Origin of the sequence: Humibacter sp., assembly GCF_035547335.1 — a bacterium.
GTDB lineage: Bacteria > Actinomycetota > Actinomycetes > Actinomycetales > Microbacteriaceae > Humibacter.
The window spans coordinates 92,288-112,216 of the sequence record NZ_DASZVF010000002.1; the positions used below are offsets into that span (position 1 = coordinate 92,288).

Below are 19,929 nucleotides of genomic sequence, written 5' to 3' on the forward strand. Positions count from 1 at the left end.
GAGGACAACACTTGGCACTCTCCATGCCCGAGTGCTAATCTCACCATTGTTGAGCCCATAAGGCTCAAGTTTGAACCATCGTGGATCGAACCATGGAGGAAGAGAAGATGGCAACCAACTACGACCCGTTCCGGGAATTCGACCGCCTCGCCGGCGCCATGTTCGGTGGCCAGGGTCCCAGGATCATGCCCATGGACCTCTACCGCGACGGCGACACCTACGTGCTGAATGCTGACCTGCCGGGCATCGACCCCGGCTCGGTCGACATCGACGTCGACGGACAGCTGCTCACCATCCGCGCCGAGCGCACGCTCGCCAGCGGCGACGGTGCCAAGTGGATCACCCGCGAGCGGCAGTCCGGGTCGTTCCTGCGCCAGCTCAGCCTCGGTCAGGGGATCGACACCGAGCGCATCTCGGCGAGCTACGTGAACGGCGTGCTGAGCGTCACCATCCCGATGAGCGAGAAGGCCAAGCCGCGCAAGATCGCCGTGACGAGCGGTAACGCATCGGACGACTCCGCTCACCCGACAGTGACCGTCGAGGAGAAGCAGGAGAAGCCGATCGAGGCGTGATCGTCACGGCGTCCGCCTCGCGGACGTCACGAGGGCCCGCGTCCGCCTCGCGGACGTCATGAAGGCCTCGTCCGCCTCGCGGACGTCATGAAGGCGAGGCGGGACAGTCGTCCCGCCCCGCCTTCACTCTTCCTACGAGCCGGAGTACTGCCTTACTGCTCCTCGTGACGGTTCGGGTCGCCGCCGAACAGCCGGCCATCGGCCTTGCCCAGGGCCGTGATCGCGCCGACCTCCTCGTCGGTGAGCTCGAAGCCGAAGATGTCGAAGTTCTCGTTCTGACGGTCGGCACTGCGCGACTTCGGCAACGGCACGGAGCCGAGCTGCACATGCCACCTGAGAACCACCTGCGCTGGAGTCACTCCGTGCGCTTTCGCGGCATCCGCTATCGCCTTCTCGTTCAGCACGGGAGAGTTCTTGCCGAGCGGGCTCCACGCCTCTGTCACTACGCCGTGCTCGTCGTGGAATGCGCGCAGCCTCTGCTGCGGAAAGTACGGATGCAGTTCCACCTGGTTGACAGCGGGCAGCTCGCCCGTCTCGCGCTGCAGCCGAGTCAGGAACTCCTCGGTGAAGTTGGAGACGCCGATCGTGCGCACCAGCCCACGGTCGCGCAGATCGATCATGGCCTTGAACGTGTCGACGTACTTGTCGACGCTGGGATTCGGCCAGTGGATCAGGTAGATGTCGATCGTGTCGACGGCGAGCGCCCGACGCGATTCCTCGAACGATGCCAGGGTCTCGTCGTAGCCGTGGTGCCTGCCGGGGATCTTCGTCTGCACGATCAGTTGCGAACGCTCGAGCCCGGATGCCAGCATGCCGCGCCCGACCGCCTCCTCGTTTGCGTAGTTGACGGCCGTGTCGAGCAAGCGATAGCCGGCCTCGATCGCCGAGACCACGGCATGCTCGCCTTCCTGACCGCGCAACGGGTAGGTTCCGAAGCCGATCGCCGGGATCGTGGTTCCGTCGTTCAACTCGCGTTGGGGAATGCTCATGCGTCAACGCTACCCAGAGGCACGCGAGACGTGCGCGCGGGATGAAGAGCGCGGCGCGCGGCATCCGGTCGCGGCGCCGTCGGCGGACTAGACCCTGCCGGGTCTGGCTGCCGGTCTGGCTGCCGGTTCTGGTTTCCGGTTCTGCCTGCCGGTTCTGTTGCTCGGGAGCTGCAGCCAGAAGGCGGCCGCTAGCGGATAGCGTGGGGAACATGCCCGACGCCCACGACGCTTCCACCTCCCCTGTCGACTCTTCTCCGGCCGACTCTTCTCCGGCCGCTTCTTCTCCCGCCGCTTCGTCTTCGACCGACGCCTCCCCCGCCGCTCCGTCTCCGGCAGAGCGCTCTCCGATCCCGCCGTTCGCGAAGAAGGTGCCGTTCACGCGCACGCACCACGGCGATTCGGTCCTCGACCCGTACGAGTGGCTGCGCGACAAGGACGACCCCGAGGTGATCGCGCATCTGACCGCCGAGAACGCGTACACCGATGCGCAGACGGCGCACCTCGCTCCCCTTCGCGAGCGCCTGTTCGACGAGATCCGCTCGCGCACGCAGGAGACCGACCTCTCCGTTCCGGTTCGCGAGGGGCGCTGGTGGTACTACTCGCGGTCCTTCGAGGGCAGGCAGTACGGCGTGCAGTGCCGGGCCCCGATCGCGGCGGACGACGACTGGGATCCGCCGACGGTCGCCGATGTGGATGCCGCGCTGCCCGCCCTGCCCGGCGAGCAGGTGATCTTCGACGCGAACGCCGAGGCGGAAGGGCACGACTTCTTCCGGCTCGGCACGTTCGACGTGAGCGCCGACGGCAGCACGCTGCTTTACGCCATCGACACGGTCGGCGATGAGCGGTACACGCTGCGCGTCCGTGACCTGGCCAGCGGCGCCGACCTCGGCGATGCCGTTCCGAACACGTCGGCAGGAGCCGTGCTCTCGCCGGACGGCAGGCACGCGTTCTATGCCACGGTCGACGAGGCATGGCGGCCGGACACCATCTGGCGGCACGAGCTCGGCACCGAAGCCGCGGCCGATGTCGTCGTGCACACGGAGCCGGACGAGCGGTACTGGGTCGGCGTCGGCGTCACGCGCAGCCGGGGGTACATCGAGATCGGCATCGGTTCCTCGATCACCAGTGAGTCGCGGCTGGTTCCCGCATCCGACCCCACCGCCGAGCCGTTCGTGGTGTGGCCGCGCCGGGAGGGCGTCGAGTATTCGGTGGAGCATGCCGTCGTGGGCGGCGACGACCGGCTGCTCATCGTGCACAATGACGACGCCGAGGACTTCGAGCTCGTGGATGTCGCGGCATCCGACCCGCAGGGCGAGCGGCGCGTCATCCTCCCCCACCGGAAGGGCGTTCGCCTGGAGTCCGTCGACGCGTTCGCCTCCCGCATCGTGCTGGAGTACCGCAGAGAGGCGCTCACCAGAGTGGCCGTGCTGCCCCTGACCGAGGACGGCTACGGCGAGCTGCGCGAGCTCGGCTTCGACGAGCCCATCTACACGGTGGGCGCTGCAGGCAACCCGGAGTGGGATCAGCCAACCGTTCGCCTCGGCTACGGCTCGCTCGTGACGCCGTCGACGGTGTACGACTGGATGCCGGACGCAGCGCAGGGCACGCCGGAACTGCGGATGCTGAAGCGGCAGCCCATCCTCGGCGGCTACGACCCGAACGCGTACGAACAGCGGCGGGAGTGGGCGAAGGCCGACGACGGGACGCTGGTGCCGATCTCGCTCGTCTACCGGAAGGACCTCGTCACCCCGGGCACACCGGCTCCGCTCGAGCTGTACGGCTACGGCTCGTACGAGCACAGCATCGATCCCGCCGTCTCCGTCGCGCGCCTGTCGCTGCTGGACCGCGGCGTCGTGTTCGCGATCTCGCACGTCCGGGGCGGCGGCGAACTGGGCAGGCACTGGTACGAAGAGGGCAAGCTGACCAGGAAGCGCAACTCGTTCACCGATTTCGTCGCGTGCGCCAGGCATCTTGTCGAGACGGGCTGGACCGGTGCGGATCGGATGGTCGCGGAGGGCGGAAGCGCCGGCGGACTCCTCATGGGCGCCGTCGCGAACCTGTCGCCCGAACTGTTCGCCGGGATCCTCGCCGACGTTCCCTTCGTGGACGCGCTGACGAGCATCCTCGATCCCGACCTTCCGCTCACCGTCATCGAGTGGGACGAATGGGGCGACCCGCTGCACGATCCGGCCGTGTACCAGTACATGAAGTCGTACTCGCCGTACGAGAACGTGCGACAGGATGCCCGCGGGTACCCGCGCATCCTCGCCGTCACGAGCCTGAACGACACCCGCGTGCTGTACGTCGAGCCGGCGAAGTGGGCGGCCAGGCTGCGGGAGGCTGGTGCCCCCGTTCTGCTGAAGACCGAGATGTCGGCGGGGCACGGCGGCGTCAGCGGCCGCTACAACGCGTGGCGCGAGCGGGCGTTCGAGCTGGCGTGGCTGCTGGACGTGCTCGCCCTCGCCGACCGTGAGCCGGCGAGCCCTGGCCGGAAGGACCAGCGCCAGGAGAACGGGTACCGGGAGAACTAGGGCCGGCAGCACTGGACCGGCAGAACCCGGTCAGCGAGGATCAGGCGCCAGGCGCCGGGCCGGCAGCGACCTCGTCGACGACCGCGCCGATCAGGAGCAGTACGGCCGGCACGTGCGCTGCGCGAGCGCATCGACCAGCACGTTCGTGATGTCCTTGGGCTGCTCGGCCGTGTACACCGCGCCGACCGTCGCGTTGGCGATCTGCGACATCGCAGCGACATCCGTGTCCGGCCCCATGCCCACCATGATGACCGGCACCGGCTTCTGCGGGTTCCGCAGCGACTTCAACTGGGACAGCAGGTCGGCGAGGCCCAGCCCGCCTGCCGGATTGTCGTTCCTGCCGTCCGTGACGACGAGAACATAGTTGACCATGTGCGGGTCGTATCCGTTGCGCACGGCCTTCACGGCAGCGAGCACCGTGTCGTACAGGCCGGTGTCTCCGGCGACCATCCCGGAGAGCGAGCCGAAGACGCGCGCGACGTCGGCGGCGTGCGAGCCCTCGTCCAGTGGCAGAAGCGGAGCGCGCTGGGCCCACGGCTGCGTGCCGTCCTGGTCGGTGGAGAAGGTCCACACGCCCATGTCGGTCTGCGGCGGGAGCAGCTGCAGCATGCTGTTCGCGGCATCCTGGAAGACGGCGATCCGGCTACGGCCGCCCGCATCCTCGTCCATCGACCCCGACGTGTCGACGACCACGAGCACCCGGGAGCGCACGGTGATCGCCGACCAGCTCTGCAGCAGTCCCACCTGTGCGCCGCCGTCCAGGGCCGGCCGCGTCTTCGGCGCGTTGGCCACCACGCCCTTCGCTTCGAAATCGGTCGCCGCCTTGGCGGTGCGGAAGCCGGCGCGTGCGAGGGTCTTCGAGTCCGAGGTGAACTGGCGCTCGAGGGCGTCGATCAGCTCGTCCTTGTTCTCATCGCCCGTTGTCGGGCCGGCGACCCGGACGAACGGGTAGGACACACTGACGGTGCCGTCCTTGGGGTACAGGGCGAAGAACTGGTGATCGGGCGACGACTCGTTCTGCGCGACCACGGACTGCTCCGTCGTGATGACCACGGTGGGCGACGGCGCCTTCTCAGCGTCGCCGAACGCGTCGGAGACCGTCGGCGGAATGGTCTTGCCCAGCTCGATCATGTCCCGAGAGAATGCGAGGCCGTCGTGCGGATCGGCGGTGGCCTTGATCTCGGCAAGCGCGGCGAGGCTGGATCCGTTCTGCGCCGGCTCCGGAAGTAGTGCGGGGGCGTCACCGTCCGCGATCGTGCTCCACTGCAGGCTCTGGCCGTCGAACGAGTCGGCGTTGTCCGACGGCGTCGCGAACACCAGCGGGCTCGAGGCGATCGACGCGCCGAAGTCCGCCAGCGGTGCACGCCGGATGAGCGACCACGACAAGACCTGCATGCGCGGCTCCCACGCAGGCGAGTCCGGGATCCAGACGTCGGCCTTCGGGTCGCCGCCCACGGCGAGGGTGGATGCCGTGTCTGCCGACTTCTCGGCGCGGACCGTGGTGTGCACGCACGGCGTCGTCGCATCGAAACCCTGGGCCGACTTGGCCAGGGCATCCGCGATCGAAGGATCGGCAACCACCCTGAGCTCGACCGGATCGCACGTCTGCGCCCACGCCGCAGCGGGCAGGATCGGATCGAAGGCGTTCTTCGTCCAGGCCACACCACCGGTCAGGAGGAGAACGAGGGCGATACCTCCCGCCACGAGCCAGGCGACCATGCGGCGACGTCGTCGCCTCGGCTGCTGTACCGGCACGCCTCCCGTGTTCGAGGACGGCCGCCCTGCACGGACCGGCTGTGACGGTGCGGGAGTGTGCCGCGGAGCGATGGTGGTGTGGCGATCGGCCTGGCGCTTGTGACCACGCCGCCGTGCGGGTGGCTCATTGCTGGCGTGACGGCCCACGGACGCTCCTGGTCGGGTTCCAGTCAGCCCGATTCGTCCCCCTCGACTCGGCTGAAGTACGCCGACAGCCTAGCCAACGCCCGGCGGTGAGACCATCGGACCACGCGATTTCGTCACACCGTGGACGAAGTCCGCCGCTATCCGAAGAGTACGGCGGCCTCATCGTACCGGTAGTCGGGCACCGTGTTCAGACCGCCCGTCGCGTCGGCGATCGACACGATCTCGACATCCGTGCCCTTCAGCGAGACCATCGAACCCCACTGGCCGGTCTGTGCGGCGTCGACGGCGGCCATGCCCAGTCGCGTCGCGAGCACGCGGTCGTATGCGCTGGGAACGCCGCCGCGTTGGATGTGGCCGATCACGGTCGCCCGCGACTCGATGCCGGTGCGCTCCTCGATCATGGGCGCGAGCAGCTCGCCGATGCCGCCGAGCCGCGGGCGGTTGAACGCGTCGAGTCCCTTGTGCGAGTGCGCGCCCTCCATGGTGTCGAGGTGGAAGCCCTCGGAGACCACGACGACGGGCGCGCGCCCGCGATCCCGCACGTGCTCGACCCACTCGCAGATCTGGTCGATCGACTGCGGCCGCTCGGGAATCAGGATGGCGTGCGCTCCGCCCGCCATGCCCGAGTGCAGCGCGATCCAGCCGACGTGCCTACCCATCACCTCGACGATCATGCAGCGCTGGTGCGACTCCGCGGTGGTGCGCAGCCGGTCGATCGCCTCGGTCGCGATCTCGACCGCCGTGTCGAAACCGAATGAGTAGTCGGTGGCGGCGAGATCGTTGTCGATGGTCTTCGGCACGCCGATGACCTTCAGGCCGCCCTCGTCGACGAGCCGTCGCGCCGCCGTGAGCGTTCCCTCGCCACCGATGGCGACGATGGCGTCGATGCCGTTGTCGTCGAGCATCCGCTGGATCTTCTCCGGTCCGCCGCCCTCGCCCTCGAACGGGTTCGTGCGACTGGAACCGAGGATGGTGCCGCCCTGGCGGGACAACCCGCGCACGCTGTGCCGGTCGAGCGGAACGATGTCTGCCTCGACCACGCCGCGCCAGCCGTAGCGGAACCCGACGAACTCGTCGCCGTAGACGCGGTCGCCCTTGAGCACGGCACCGCGGATGACGGCGTTCAGGCCTGGACAGTCACCGCCCGAGGTCAGGATTCCGATCTTCATAACGTGCCTCTTTCGCACATACAGGGAGTACGTCTGTTTGCACGTCGATACGCCGGTGTATCGGCCGATACGTCAACGATCATGCCGGATGCCGACGGTCGGCTCCAAAACGGCCGCGGCATGCTTCACCCACCACTCAACGACCCGTCAGAGTGCGTTCCAGCTTCGACGAACTCGTCGCGACCGTTCCCCCCGCTGCGAGCACGACGGCCTCCAGCCCGTCGAGCAGTTCCGTCCTCGCCTTCCGGCTGTCGGGAGCGGCCGCCGCCAGCTCCACCTCCCACTCCCGCCACGACTGCGTGCCGCCGGTGAGGAGATTCTCCGCCGTCACGTGATCGTCGCAGTGCTCCGCGACCGGGTAGCCTGCCGCGTCCAGCAGCCGGCGCACCACCCGGTGGTTGCGCACGCGCGCCACGGGCACCAGTGCCGCGCCTCCCGTCAGCTCCCTGACCTCCTCGAGGAGCGCCGCCGGAACGGATGCCTTTCCCTCGCCGCCCGAGTCACCTGCGTCGACGCCGCCGTCGCCGCCGAGCGGCCAGTGCTGTTCCGACCTGCCCTCCTCGACGTCTCGCTTGATGTGCCATCCGGCATCAGGACCGCCCTCACGCCTGCGCAGCGCGACGCGCGCCCTCGCGAGCGCGAGATCCGCTGTGTCGTAGTAGACGGCATCCAGCTCACGCACCTCAGGGGATTCGACGACGGCGATGGGGCCGACCCCGACGAACGCAGGCTCTCCCGCCGGCTCGATCACGTCGTACTTGCGCTCGATCTCGATCGTGGAGGTTCCGTGCTGCCTGCTCATTCCTCCAGTCTCGCGCAGTGGCCGAGCAGCCGGCGCGTCGTGACGGGATCGTGCTCTGCCTGTTGCGCCCGCGGCGAGACGATTCGACGGTGCCCCTGGGTGAAAGCCCGCTCGCGGATTACCCTTGCTGCATGAGCGAGCACGCTGAGGCAGTACCTGCGGATTCGGATCCGGAGTTCGACGAGTTCGCCGCGGCTCAGGACGGCGACTACGAGCCGGAGATCGACGAAGCCGAGGTGCTCGCCGACGAAGACGAACGCCCCATCGACGACGACCTCGACGACGGATTCCCCGACGACGAGCGCGTCGTCGTGTTCGACGACGAACCCGGCGAAGACGAGGCCTGAGCTTACGCGCTGCCCGCGTTCACGCAGCACGCGTTCACGCCGCGCGTGTTCACGTGACGTGCGGTCGTACTGCCCGTCTTACGCGGCCAGGGCGTCGCGCAGCACGGAGATGAGAGCGTCGAGCTGCACGGAGTCCGCCGATCCCGGTTCCACGTCGACGCCGTCGAGAGCCCGCAGGGCAAGTGACTGTTTGGCGTCGATGAGCTCGGCGATCTTCGCGTCGATGGTCTGGGCCGCGATGATGCGCCACGCCGTCACCGGCTCCTCCTGACCGATGCGGTGCACCCGGTCGATCGCCTGGGTCTGCTCGGCGGCCGTCCAGCTGAGCTCGGCCAGCACCACATTGGATGCCGCCTGCAGGTTCAGCCCGACGCCGGCCGCAGTGAGCGAGCAGACGGCGACGGACACACCGGGGTCGTTGTTGAAGGCGTCGATCTCGCGCTGCCTCATCAGGGCCGTCTGGTCGCCCCTGATCGAGACGCTGCGCAGCTCTCGGGAGGCGAACGCCTCCTCAGCCTGGTCCATCACGTCGATGTGCTTCGCGAAGAACACCACCTTGCCGACGGACCGCGCGAGCTGCGCCGCATAGTCGGCGGCGAGAGCGGCCTTGGCCTGGCCGATCTTGCGCACCATGGTGAAGACGTTCTCGCCCGTCTTCTGGCCCTTCGACTCCTCCAGCTCGGCGTGCGCCACGATGCGGATGAGATGCTCCCTGCGCTCGTCTCCGTCGCCGGAGAACGAGTCCCCGACGCCCGCCGCCTCCGCGCGACGGTAGCGCTGCACCAGGCGGGCCGCGAGCTCACGTTCGGCGGCCTTGATCGAGCGGCCGAGCTCGTCATCCAGCTCGATCGGCAGGTCGACGACGCGGCGCGACGGCAGATCGGCGGCCACGTCGATCTTCTTGCGCCGCACGATCCCCATGTCGATGACGGATTCGCGGGCCGCCGTGTAGAACCCGGGGTCGGCGGGCGTGAGCTCCGTCTCGTCGAGGCGTTCCATCAGCTCCGCCGTCGGCTTCGTGCCGTCGATCCAGCCCAGGAACTGCCAGATCGCCCTGAAGTCGTCGATGTCGTTGATGAGCGGGGTTCCGGTCAACGCGATCATCAGCGGATCCGCGACCCTGTGCCGGATGGCATCCGCCAGGCCGAGCACGTACCGCGAGCGCTGCGAATGCAGGTTCTTGATGAAATGCGCCTCGTCGACGACCATGCCGCGGAATCCGAGCTCCGACAGCCAGGCGAGGTGTCTGTCCAGCACCTCGTAGTTCACGATGACGACGTCGGCGAACGCGTCGAGGCCTTCGCCGTCGCCGTGGATGACCGTCGCCCTGCGGTGCGGCGTCCAGCGCTCCACCTCGCGCGCCCAGTTCATCTTGACGACGTTCGGCACGACGGCCAGCAGCGGGTAGGCTCCCGCCACCGACGCCGCCAGCAGCGACTGCGCGGTCTTGCCCAGCCCGGGCTCATCGGCGAGCAGGAAGCTCCTGTGCCCCTGGCGCACCGACTCCACGAACCTCGCCTGGTGCTTCATGAGCTCCATGCCGTGCGGAGAGTACCTGTCGATGGCCGGTGCGGGAGGAAGCTCCATGCTTGCCGCCTTGCCGCCCGCGCCGTACTCGAACGACTTGAACAGCGGCCCGAGGAGCTCCCACGAGTCGAGCCGGCGGCGAGGTGCAGGAGCCGACTGATGCGCCAGGGCGAAGTCCGGCGCGAGGAACGGGTTCGACAGCTGCCTGGCGCGCACGGACTGCGGTATGACCTGCTTCTGGGCGAGCTCCGGCGAGAGCAGAACCTCCTGCTTCGGCTTCGGCGCCTCCGTCGTGATGATGAGATCGTCGGGCGCGAGCTCCATGCCGGATTCCAGCAGCCAGTCTCTGCGCATCTTCTGAGCGGCGGGGCTCGGCGGCGCCGTCGACTCGAGGAGCGCGATGAGCGAGGTGTCCCTGGCGGCGGTCTTCGCCAGGATGGTGGCGATGCCGTCGAGGCGCTTCAGCTGCTCTGCGCGCGCCGAGTCGCTGAGCGTGGCGTCGGACTTGGCGCGCCCTCGCTCCTCGCGCATGAGCAGTGCGATGACCTGGAACTTGGTGCGGTTGGTCGGCCCGAGCTTCTTGCCACTCGTCGCCTTGGACTCGACCTCGCGTACGCGGCGGGCGAGAACGGGAATGAGACCGTCGTTGTTCGAGTGGCGCGAGCCGGAACGACGTGAAGCCTGGGCGGTGCGATCGCCGGTGTTCGGCATGATCCTCCTGTGCGTGAGGGCCCGCAGAGAGGGGGCCGCTCCTGGTGGGGCGACGGGGTGGTGGCGACATCCCGCCCGCATGCGCCCGATCGCACTGTGGAACGGCAGTGGCGACAAGACCGATGCGGGGGGCAAGGGAAGCCCGAGGGTCGCCTGCGATGCAGTCGACGAGACGTGTCCGGCGGATGCCAGAACCCCGACGCACAGTCATTTTACGACACGCGGCCGCCTCCCGTCACTTCGGGAAGAGGCACCGGCGCGTCGCAGAGCCGCTCGAGACCGTCTGGCGTTTCCGGCGATGGTCGGTCTGGCTGCGTCGCGCGGTCAGGAGCCGCTGTTCAAGACGTCCCGCAGCACCACGGCCTGGTTGTGCTCTTCGTCGTGAGCGCTGTAGACGAGGGTGAGCACGCCGTGCCTGCCGCGCTCCCGGAGACCGTCGAGGGCGGGGTTCCCCTGCAGCTCGGCGACGTATCGCGCGCGGAACTCCTCGAACCTCTCCGGGTCGTGCCCGAACCAGGTGCGAAGCTCGGTGCTCGGAGCCAGCTCCTTGTCCCATTCGTCCAGTCGCGCCTGCTGCTTGCTCACGCCGCGCGGCCAGATCCGGTCGACGAGCACGCGGTATCCGTCATCGTCGGATGCCGGCTCGTAGACGCGCTTGATTCGAATGGACATGTCACCTCCGACCCGAGCCGCGTGACCTTCCGCCGCCCTGTCCGCGCCTGCCGCTCTGACTTTGCCTGCCGCCGTGTCCTTGGCCTTTCGACCTGCTCGCCGTGCCGCCGGACGAGCCGCCTTTCGCACGCGTGCCGTCGTATCGCCCGGCCGGCCCCTGCTTCGCAGCCTCGACGGGCACCTTGATCGAGACACCGGCGGCGATGAACACGATGGCACCCGCCAGGTGCAGCAGCCTGAGCCACACGTCCCCGATCGGCAGCGGCCACACCGGGTTGAAGACGATGGCGATGGGGATCAGTCCGGCCAGCCACCAGTACGACTTCGCCTGCACGGCGAACACGCACATGATGAGCGCGAGGATGGCGACCGCGAAGAGCACCCAGACGTACCAGCTGCCGCCGATGAGTGCGAGCGCTGCCATCAGCACGATCGCGCCGATCAGCCCGGGAAGGAAGGCGAGACGGGCGCGGGTGGGTTCAGTGCTGGGACGCGACATCGTGCTCAGAGCCTACCCGCGAGCGCCTACCAGGGAGAGCCTATCCGGGAGCGCCACCCGTCACTGTTGACCTGTCGGCGCCTATCCGTGCATCCGATGGAGGGAGGCGGCTCCCGGCGCCATGCAAGGCGATGCCTCGCACTCTCGGGGCGCGCCGGGAGCCGCGTTCTGGATGCTCGACGAGCCACGGCCGAACGGCTCGCGGCTCAGCTCAGCAACGGCCCTTGCAGAGCAGGAAGCCGAAGTGCTCCGGCGTCTCGACCGCCACCGTCACCTTGCTGACCGTCGTCAGTGCACCGAATGCGGCCTCGGAGACGGGGAGAACGTCGAACCGATGGCCTTCGGCGTCCGCCGCCAGCCCTGCGACCGCGAACGCGATGTCGCTCAGCTCGCTCTCGCCTTCCACGACGATGGGGGCGTCGGGGTCGAGCGGGGTGACGGCTAGAAGCGCCATCACGACGAGCTCCACGGAGTCGGGGTCGAGCCTGATACTGCCCGCCACGTCGTGGTCCGAACTGACTATCGCGATCCACGCGCCGCTCGGGGCGTCGTCGAGGGCGCGCAACAGCGCCCCTGACATCAAGGGGGACATGTTTTTGAGCATGCGGGTACCTCCTCGCGCCTTCGGGTCGGCGCAACGCCTCGGGTTGGCGTTTCGGGTCACTGAGGATCCGTCGAAAGTCTAGGAACGGCCCGAGCCATGGGGAAAGACCCCTGTTCGGGGCCGGACGCCGTTCCGTCTCTTCGGGAGGGACGACGGCGTCTCGCGTCCGCCTCGGATGCCCGCCCCGACTCCGGCCTGCCTGCCGATTCCGCCCGCGCGTCCTACCCTGAGAGCGTGATCGACGACATCAAGAAGCGGGCCCTGCATCGCACGCGCATCCTGGCCGGCCAGTTGCGCGGACTCGAGAAGATGATCGAGAACGAGGACTACTGCGTCGACATCCTCACGCAGTCGCTCGCGATACAGAAATCGCTCGGCTCGCTGAACAAGCTGCTCGTCGAGAACCACCTCCGAACCCACGTGACCGAGCAGTTCGAGGCAGGGGGCGACGAGCGCGAACGCGCCGTGGAGGAGCTGCTGCGCGTCTTCGAGCTCTCGAACAACAGGGGATGACGCGATGACGGACATCGAAGCACGGCGCGTCGTCGACGGCGTGCGCTTCGAGGCCGTGCTCGGAGACATCACGCGTCAGACCGTGGATGCCGTGGTCAACGCCGCGAACTCCTCGCTGCTCGGAGGCGGCGGGGTCGACGGTGCCATCCACCGGGCAGGCGGGCCAGAGATCCTCGCGGCCTGCCGAGCGCTCCGCGACACCACGCTCCCCGACGGGCTGCCCACCGGAGACGCCGTCGCGACGACGGCCGGGCGGTTGCCTGCGCGGCACGTCATCCACGCGGTGGGGCCGGTGTGGTCGCGACGCGAGGACCGCACGCCGCTGCTGCAGAGCGCGTACTCGCGCTCGCTGAGCGTGGCGGAAGAGGTGGGTGCGGCATCCGTCGCCTTTCCCGCCATCTCGGCAGGCGTCTACGGGTGGCCGATGGCCGACGCGGCGCGCGTGGCAGTGGAGACCACAGCGGGCGTCGCCCCGTCGCTCGACGGCATCACGCTCGTGCGCTTCGTGCTCTTCTCTCCGCCAGCGCTCGAGGAGTTCGAACGAGCGCTCGCGTCTACCCTCGGCTGAGCGGCCCGTCCTCGGCCGGCCGCGACCCGACGAATCTTCCGGATTCCTGTCTTCAGCGAGAGCCGGCTACCGGCGATGCCTGAGATGCTCGCGCGGAATGAGTATCGGTCTGCTGGTGGGCGGCACCTTGTGCAGCGTCTCGAGAGCGGTGCGCAGTTCCCCCGCCCAGACGGCGTAACCCCGTTCGTTCAGGTGAACCGAGTCGTCCGAGTACTCCGGGTCGATGGCGTCGTCTTCGCCGGCCAGCGCGGGCCAGAGGTCGAGGTACTGAGCACGCACCGTCGAGGAGAACTGCCACAGGTGACGGTTGACGTCTTTGATGGTGTCGGCGTGGGCGGCCTCACGCGGCATGACGGACTGCACGAGCAGCTGGGCACCGGGCAGCGCCTTGCGCAACGACACCAGGATCATCTCGATGTTCCGCACGATGTGCTCGGCCGAGCGACGCCAGGCCAGATCGTTGGTGCCGATCAGCAGCACGACGGTGTCGGGGTCGAGCGCGATCACCTCGTCGAGGCGCGACAGCACGGCATCCGTCGTGTCGCCAGCGACACCCAGGTTCTTCGAGTGCTCCTCGGGGAACCACTCGTCCCATCTGCCGCCTGCGGTGATGCTGTCGCCGACGAAAACAGTCGACACCTCGTCGGACATGTCGCTCCTTCCGCCCCGGAGTCCCATCATCCCTGCCACACCGACGACACGCCACCGGTTGACGAACGTCGGCGTGGTGCTTCGCGAGCCGAGGGCGCCGTAAGCGTGCCGCAGTCGGTGGGCGAACCGCCTCCCCGATGCCGCCGCTGCGCCGGTCAGCGCATGGACTTGGTGTGCCAGACGGTCTTCGTCTCCACGAACGCCGTGATGCGTTCGAGCGAGCGCACGTCGAGTTCACCGCCGGCGGGCGGCAGCACCCGCTTGAGCGTCTCCGCGGCAGAGATCTGCAGATCGATCCAGTCGAGCTCGGATGCCCCGGTGAGGTCGAGCGCGTTGACATCGGCGTGCGCGGCGAGCCACGGAGCCAGCTCCGCCGCAGACCCGGTGAGCACGTTCACGACGCCGCCAGGCACGTCGCTCGTCGCCAGCACCTCTGCGAGCGAGATGGCGGACAGCGGATGGCGTTCATCGGCGACCACGACGACGGCGTTGCCCGTCACGATCGCCGGCGCGACCACGGCGACCAGGCCCAGCAGCGACGACGTGCCCTGCGGCGCGATGACGGCGACCACGCCGGTGGGCTCGGGGACCGAGATGTTGAAGTACGGACCTGCCACCGGATTGGCGTTGCCTGCCACCTGGGCGTACTTGTCGGCCCAGCCGGCGTACCACACCCACGTGTCGATGGCCTCGTCGACCTGCGCAGCGGCATCCGGCTCGGACAGCCCTTCCGACGCGCGCACCTCCTCGATGAACTGCGCACGTCGCCCCTCGAGCAGCTCCGCCACGCGGTAGAGCACCTGCCCCCGGTTGTACGCGGTGGCTCCCGCCCAGCCTGCGACCGCTTTGCGGGCGGCGAGCACGGCATCCCTGGCGTCCTTGCGCGACGCCTTCGCGGCGTTCGCCAGGAAGGCGCCGTCGGCGCCGAGGATCTCGTAGCTGCGGCCGGACTCGCTGCGCGGGAAGGCTCCGCCGATGAACAGCTTGTACGTCTTGGGCACGGCCAGGCGCGTCACTTGGCGGATCCCTTCTTCGAGGCGGACTTCGACGACGATCGGCTCGCTCGCGTGGCGGTCACGCCTTCGCGACGCGTATCCGTGTCTGCCGAAGGCGTTTCAGAGATCGTGGTTCGCGCGTCGGCCCTGGAAGTCTCGTTCTCGAGGCCGCCGGATGCGCTTCGCGAAGCGATGCTTCGCTCCGCTCCTGCTGCAGTCCTTCTTGGCGTCGCCGCCGGCGGCGCCAAGTACGCCGCGAGGCCGTGCCTTCCGCCCTCCCGGCCGTATCCCGACTCCTTGTATCCGCCGAACGGCGACGCCGGGTCGAACCTGTTGAACGTGTTCGCCCACACGACGCCGGCGCGAAGGCGGTCGGCGACGGCGAGGATGCGGCTGCCCTTGTCGGTCCAGATGCCGGCGGACAGCCCGTATGGCGTGTTGTTCGCCTTCGCGATCGCCTCGTCCGGCGTGCGGAACGTGAGCACCGACAGCACAGGGCCGAAGATCTCCTCCCTGGCGATGCGGCTCGACGTCGACACGTTGTCGAAGATCGTGGGGGCGAACCAGAAGCCGCGATCCGGGATGGCGCACTCCGCGCTCCACCGCTCGGCGCCCTCCGCTTCCCCGATGTCGCTGAGCTGTCGGATGCGCTGCAGCTGCTCGGCCGAGTTGATCGCCCCGATGTCGGTGTTCTTGTCCAGCGGGTCACCGAGCCGCAGCGTGCTCAGCCGGGCCTTGAGCCGGTCGACGACCTCCTCGTGCACGCTCTCCTGCACGAGCAGCCTGCTGCCTGCGCAGCACACGTGTCCCTGGTTGAAGAAGATGCCGTTCACGATGCCTTCGATGGCCTGATCGATCGGCGCGTCGTCGAAGACGATGTTCGCCGCCTTCCCGCCCAGCTCGAGCGTCACCTTCTTGTGCGTTCCCGCGATGGCCCTGGCGATCTCCCGCCCGACGGCCGTCGATCCGGTGAAGGCGACCTTGTCGACATCCGGGTGGTTGACCAGCATTCTGCCGGTCTCGCCCGCTCCGGTGACGATGTTGACGACACCGGCGGGAAGGCCGGCCTGCTGCACGATCTCGGCGAAGAGCAGCGCGGTCAGCGGGGTCGTCTCCGCAGGCTTGAGCACGACGGTGTTCCCCGCCGCGAGCGCCGGCGCGATCTTCCACGCGAGCATGAGAAGCGGGAAGTTCCAGGGGATGATCTGGCCGGCGACCCCCAGCGCGCGCGGCGCAGGCCCGAGACCCGCGTGGTCGAGCTTGTCGGCCCATCCCGCGTAGTAGAAGAACCAGGCGGCGACGAGCGGCACGTCGACGTCACGGCTCTCCTTGATGGGCTTGCCGTTGTCGAGGCTCTCGGCGACGGCGAGCTCGCGCGCCCTCTCCTGCACCAGCCGGGCGATGCGGAACAGGTACTTGCCGCGATCGGATCCGCTCATCCGGGACCACACGCGCTCGTACGCGCGACGTGCGGCACGCACGGCCAGGTCGACATCGTGCTCGTCTCCTGCCGCGATCTCGGCGATCGCCTCTTCCGAGGCGGGCGAGATCGTGTGGAACCCCTCGCCGTGCCCGTCGACGAACTCGCCGTCGATGAACAGCCCGTACGACGGCTTGAGGTCGAGGATCGCGCGCGACTCGGGCGCCGGCGCGTAGTCGAGGAAGGTCATCGGGGATCTCCAGTGTTCGGACGCGGCATCGGCTAGTCGATGGTCACGTAGTCGGCGCCGGAATAGTGTCCGGTCGCGAGCTTCTGCCGCTGCAGCAGCACGTCGTTGAGAAGGCTCGATGCGCCGAACCGGAATAGGTGCGGGTCGAGCCAGCGCTCCCCCGCAGTCTCGGCCACCGTGACGAGGTAGCGCACGGCATCCTTCGACGAACGGATGCCGCCCGCGGGCTTCACCCCGACGAGCTCGCCCGTCAGTCGGTGCCAGTCGCGCACCACCTCGAGCATGAGCAGGGTGACGGGAAGCGTGGCGGCCGGCGAGACCTTGCCCGTCGACGTCTTGATGAAGTCGGCCCCGGCCAGGATGGCGAGCCACGACGCGCGCCGCACGTTGTCGTACGTGGCGAGCTCGCCCGTCTCGAGGATCACCTTGAGGTGGGCGCTCGTGCCGTCGGGCCGACGGCACGCCTCCTTGACGGCGACGATCTCGTCGAACACCTCGCCGTACCGGCCGGAGAGGAAGGCCCCCCTGTCGATGACCATGTCGATCTCGTCTGCGCCCGCGGCGACGGCGTCAGCGGTGTCGGCGAGCTTGACGCCCATCGAGGCTCGGCCGCTCGGAAAGGCGGTCGCGACGGCCGCGACGGCGATGCTGCCGCCGGATGCCGTGTGGTGCGCGCCGAGCGCCTCCACGGCGACGTGTGCGAGGTCGCCGTACACGCAGACGGCGGCGACCTGCGGACACGAGGGATCGGAAGGATCGGGGAGCACGGCCTTCGCCACCAGCGACCGCACCTTGCCGGGCGTGTCCGCACCCTCGAGCGTCGTCAGGTCGATGAGCGACACGATCGTGTCGAGCGCGCGCTTCTTCGACGAGGTCTTGATGGACCTGGTCGCCAGCCCGGCGGCCCGCTGCTCGAGGCCGACGGCATCCACCCCGGGAAGCCCCAGCACGAAGCCCCGCAGGCTGCGTTCGCTGAGCTCGGAGCCCACGACCGTTCGCGCGAGATCCAACGTCATGATGCCTGCTCTCTCGGTCGACGATCGCTCAGAACGCGATTGTGCGGGTTCCGCTCGTTGGGGACGCGGTCGGACGTGCTGCGCTGTCCCTGCCTGCGCTCGTTCTGCCCCGTCGGATTCTGTGCAGCCGGGTTCTGTGCAGCCTGGTTCTGCGCAGCGGAGTGCACCGGCTGCTCCGACGGCTCGGCCAGCAGTGCGGCAGCGGTCTGGTCGTCGGTGATGAGCACCGTGCACAGGCCGTTGGTGACGAGAGCCCTGGCCACCTCGTGCTTGCCTTCTCCCGCGACCACCGCGATCGCCCTGTCGGATGCCTTGATCCGCTCCAGCGGCAGACCGACCGTTCGCGAGTCGAGCTCGGCGTCGACGGGCTTGCCGTCTGCTCCGATGAACCGTCCGATCAGGTCGCCCACCGCGCCCTTCCGAACGAGGCCGTCCACCTCCTCTGCCGTGAGGTACCCGCTGTGCACCAGGGCGGAGTCCGGCCCTGCGACGCCGGCGCTGAACAGATAGGTCTCGGCGTGCGCCGCACGATCGAGCACTCCGGCGATCGCCCTGTCGTGCTCGATGCTGCGCTTCGTCGCCGTGTGCTCGAGGATCGCGGGGATGGGAAGCACATGGGCGGAGCCCGCAGCCTTCTGCGCGATGACGAGCGCCGTCGCCGATGCGGTGTCGCCGTACTTGGTCAGGCTGAGCCCGCCGTTGATCTGCACGACGCCCACTCCGTGCGCCCACCCGCGGGGCAGGCAGGCCGCCACATCGTGCATCGTCCTGCCCCAGCTGACGCCGAGGGTCTGCGGTGCCGGCCGCATCGCCGTCAGGTAGTCGGCAGCCGCCTGGGCGACGCGCCTCTGCAGCTCCTCGGCGGACGAGACGCCCGCGGAGGAGGCGACCACGATGTCCTTCAGCCCGTACCGCTTCTTCACGGCCTGCTCGGCGAGCACGCGTCTCGCTCTCGGGTGCACGATCTCGATGCGCACGATGCCTGCGGTCCTCGCCTGGGCGAGCAGCCTGCCCACCTTCCAGCGCGTGATGTGCAGGACCGCGCCGATCTCATCCTGCGTGCGTCCCTCGTCGTAGTAGAGCTCGGCCGCACGCACCGCGAGCAGTTCGTCTGAGGAATTCATAACGTCATCCAGGATAGGAAGACAGTTCACTTATGAGCAATGCGGGCACGGCTATGCGCTCATGTGCGCACTCGCACGCGCTGTAGCTCCCGGCAGCGCCGGCGGCGGATGGGGCGGCCTAGTGCAGCGTGCGGCCCATGATCGCTCGGGTGAGCGCGGCGACGGGTTCGGCCGCAGCCCTCGGATTGGCCAGCAGGCTGAACTCGACCTGGCCGAGCTCGGGCAGTCCCAGCCGGTTGGTGACCTTGACCAGGTCGTTCGGGATGATCGTGCGCGGGAACGGCGCGACTCCCAGGCCGGCGCGCACGGCGGCCAGCACGCCGTTCACCTCGCGGGTGTTGCACGTGATGCGCCACACGCGTCCCGCCGCCTCCAGGGCGTCGATGGCCATCTGCCTGCTGATGCTGGGGTCCTGATACGCGATGAGGGGCACCGGGTCGTCGGGGGCGAGCTCCGTCTTGTCCAGTCCCATCCACACGAGGTCGTCGCTGCTGACGCGGTCGCCCTCCTGCGAGCCCGCCATCTGCTTGATGAAGATGAGGTCGAGCTGGCCGGCCTTGAGCCGCCGGTGCAGCGGCGTGGACTGGCTCACCGTGAGCTCGAGGTTGATCTGCGGATACGCCTGCCGGAAGTCCCGCAGGATGCTCGGCAACTGGGTGATCGCCAGGTCGTCGGCCGCGCCGAACCTCAGCCTGCCGCGCATCGCCGTTCCGCTGAAGTAGCTGTCGGCCGCAGCATGCGCGGCGAGGATGCTGCGCGCGAAGCCCGCCATCGCGTCGCCGTTGTCGGTCAGCCGCACCTGGCGCGTGTCCCTGTCGACCAGCACGCGGCCCGCTGCCTTCTCGAGCTTCGCGACGTGCTGGCTCACGGTGGGCTGGCTGAGCCGAAGCCGCTCAGCCGCCCTGGTGAAGCTGCCGGTCTCGGCGACGGCGAGGAACGTCGCGAGCAGGTCGGGATCGAACATGCACGCAGCATACATTCGAAAACGCAATGGGAGTTATAGATGCGATTATCGGGGGGAATGAGCGGCGGTTCGTTAGCGTTGAAGAACACGTTCCTTCAGCCAT

19 protein-coding genes are annotated in these 19,929 nt (G+C 68.7%); 5 read left to right on the top strand and 14 right to left on the bottom strand.

Features of this window, described 5'->3' with window-relative positions:
* The first annotated feature begins 107 nt into the window (after positions 1-107).
* Positions 108-572 (top strand): Hsp20/alpha crystallin family protein, encoded by a 465-nt coding sequence (locus VHB92_RS00460; protein ID WP_325450287.1) that lies wholly within the window; start codon positions 108-110, stop codon positions 570-572.
* Positions 573-724: 152 nt separating this feature from the next.
* Here the strand turns inward: VHB92_RS00460 and VHB92_RS00465 are convergent, their stop codons facing one another.
* A complete protein-coding gene (locus tag VHB92_RS00465; protein ID WP_325450289.1) occupies positions 725-1,561 on the bottom strand; it encodes an aldo/keto reductase in 837 nt (278 codons plus the stop codon).
* A 209-nt stretch (positions 1,562-1,770) separates the two neighbouring features.
* On the opposite strand from VHB92_RS00465, the gene VHB92_RS00470 reads away from it, so the two are divergent.
* The gene (locus tag VHB92_RS00470; RefSeq protein WP_325450291.1) at positions 1,771-4,092 is read left to right on the top strand and encodes a S9 family peptidase; all 2,322 of its coding nucleotides are present in this window, start codon (positions 1,771-1,773) and stop codon (positions 4,090-4,092) included.
* A 90-nt stretch (positions 4,093-4,182) separates the two neighbouring features.
* Here the strand turns inward: VHB92_RS00470 and VHB92_RS00475 are convergent, their stop codons facing one another.
* The 3 genes from VHB92_RS00475 to VHB92_RS00485 all read right to left on the bottom strand — a co-directional run bounded on the left by VHB92_RS00475 (position 4,183) and on the right by VHB92_RS00485 (position 7,965).
* Positions 4,183-5,811, bottom strand: a complete 1,629-nt coding sequence (locus tag VHB92_RS00475; RefSeq protein ID WP_325450292.1) for a VWA domain-containing protein — start codon at positions 5,809-5,811, stop codon at positions 4,183-4,185.
* A 320-nt stretch (positions 5,812-6,131) separates the two neighbouring features.
* Positions 6,132-7,163: a 6-phosphofructokinase gene (locus VHB92_RS00480; RefSeq protein WP_325450293.1), complete on the bottom strand. Its 1,032-nt coding sequence runs from the start codon at positions 7,161-7,163 to the stop codon at positions 6,132-6,134.
* A gap of 136 nt (positions 7,164-7,299) precedes the next feature.
* Positions 7,300-7,965 (bottom strand): CYTH domain-containing protein, encoded by a 666-nt coding sequence (locus VHB92_RS00485; RefSeq protein ID WP_325450294.1) that lies wholly within the window; start codon positions 7,963-7,965, stop codon positions 7,300-7,302.
* Between the two features lie 131 nt (positions 7,966-8,096).
* On the opposite strand from VHB92_RS00485, the gene VHB92_RS00490 reads away from it, so the two are divergent.
* Complete coding sequence (locus VHB92_RS00490) at positions 8,097-8,312, top strand: hypothetical protein (protein WP_325450295.1); 216 nt, start codon at positions 8,097-8,099, stop codon at positions 8,310-8,312.
* Between the two features lie 78 nt (positions 8,313-8,390).
* Here VHB92_RS00490 and VHB92_RS00495 read toward each other — a convergent pair whose 3' ends face one another.
* From VHB92_RS00495 to VHB92_RS00510, 4 genes are all read right to left on the bottom strand, one after another.
* Positions 8,391-10,550: a DEAD/DEAH box helicase gene (locus tag VHB92_RS00495; RefSeq protein ID WP_325450297.1), complete on the bottom strand. Its 2,160-nt coding sequence runs from the start codon at positions 10,548-10,550 to the stop codon at positions 8,391-8,393.
* 324 nt (positions 10,551-10,874) lie between these two features.
* Positions 10,875-11,222, bottom strand: a complete 348-nt coding sequence (locus tag VHB92_RS00500; RefSeq protein WP_325450299.1) for a DUF488 domain-containing protein — start codon at positions 11,220-11,222, stop codon at positions 10,875-10,877.
* A gap of 1 nt (position 11,223) precedes the next feature.
* Positions 11,224-11,721, bottom strand: a complete 498-nt coding sequence (locus VHB92_RS00505; protein ID WP_325450301.1) for a DUF6804 family protein — start codon at positions 11,719-11,721, stop codon at positions 11,224-11,226.
* 211 nt (positions 11,722-11,932) lie between these two features.
* The gene (locus tag VHB92_RS00510; protein ID WP_325450303.1) at positions 11,933-12,325 is read right to left on the bottom strand and encodes a hypothetical protein; all 393 of its coding nucleotides are present in this window, start codon (positions 12,323-12,325) and stop codon (positions 11,933-11,935) included.
* Positions 12,326-12,559: 234 nt separating this feature from the next.
* Here VHB92_RS00510 and VHB92_RS00515 point away from each other — a divergent pair, with 234 nt between their 5' ends.
* Complete coding sequence (locus tag VHB92_RS00515) at positions 12,560-12,838, top strand: metal-sensitive transcriptional regulator (RefSeq protein WP_325450305.1); 279 nt, start codon at positions 12,560-12,562, stop codon at positions 12,836-12,838.
* Positions 12,839-12,842: 4 nt separating this feature from the next.
* On the top strand, positions 12,843-13,406 hold the full coding sequence (locus VHB92_RS00520; RefSeq protein ID WP_325450307.1) for an O-acetyl-ADP-ribose deacetylase: 564 nt from the start codon (positions 12,843-12,845) through the stop codon (positions 13,404-13,406).
* Positions 13,407-13,472: 66 nt separating this feature from the next.
* On the opposite strand, the gene VHB92_RS00525 is transcribed toward VHB92_RS00520, so the two are convergent.
* The 6 genes from VHB92_RS00525 to VHB92_RS00550 form a co-directional block, all read right to left on the bottom strand.
* Positions 13,473-14,057 carry a GDSL-type esterase/lipase family protein gene (locus VHB92_RS00525; protein ID WP_325450309.1) on the bottom strand — a complete coding sequence of 195 codons (585 nt, stop codon included), beginning with the start codon at positions 14,055-14,057 and terminating at the stop codon, positions 13,473-13,475.
* 155 nt (positions 14,058-14,212) lie between these two features.
* Positions 14,213-15,073 carry an aldehyde dehydrogenase family protein gene (locus tag VHB92_RS00530; RefSeq protein WP_325450311.1) on the bottom strand — a complete coding sequence of 287 codons (861 nt, stop codon included), beginning with the start codon at positions 15,071-15,073 and terminating at the stop codon, positions 14,213-14,215.
* Complete coding sequence (locus VHB92_RS00535; RefSeq protein WP_325450313.1) at positions 15,070-16,722, bottom strand: aldehyde dehydrogenase family protein; 1,653 nt, start codon at positions 16,720-16,722, stop codon at positions 15,070-15,072. Before VHB92_RS00535 ends, VHB92_RS00530 begins: the two co-directional genes overlap by 4 nt.
* A 32-nt stretch (positions 16,723-16,754) precedes the next feature.
* Entirely contained in the window at positions 16,755-17,738 is a 984-nt protein-coding gene (gene deoC / locus VHB92_RS00540) for a deoxyribose-phosphate aldolase (RefSeq protein WP_325450314.1), read from the bottom strand.
* Entirely contained in the window at positions 17,735-18,862 is a 1,128-nt protein-coding gene (locus VHB92_RS00545) for a sugar-binding transcriptional regulator (RefSeq protein WP_325450317.1), read from the bottom strand. The genes deoC and VHB92_RS00545 overlap by 4 nt, the downstream gene beginning before the upstream one ends.
* A 118-nt stretch (positions 18,863-18,980) precedes the next feature.
* The gene (locus tag VHB92_RS00550; RefSeq protein ID WP_325450319.1) at positions 18,981-19,826 is read right to left on the bottom strand and encodes a LysR family transcriptional regulator; all 846 of its coding nucleotides are present in this window, start codon (positions 19,824-19,826) and stop codon (positions 18,981-18,983) included.
* Positions 19,827-19,929 lie beyond the last annotated feature (103 nt).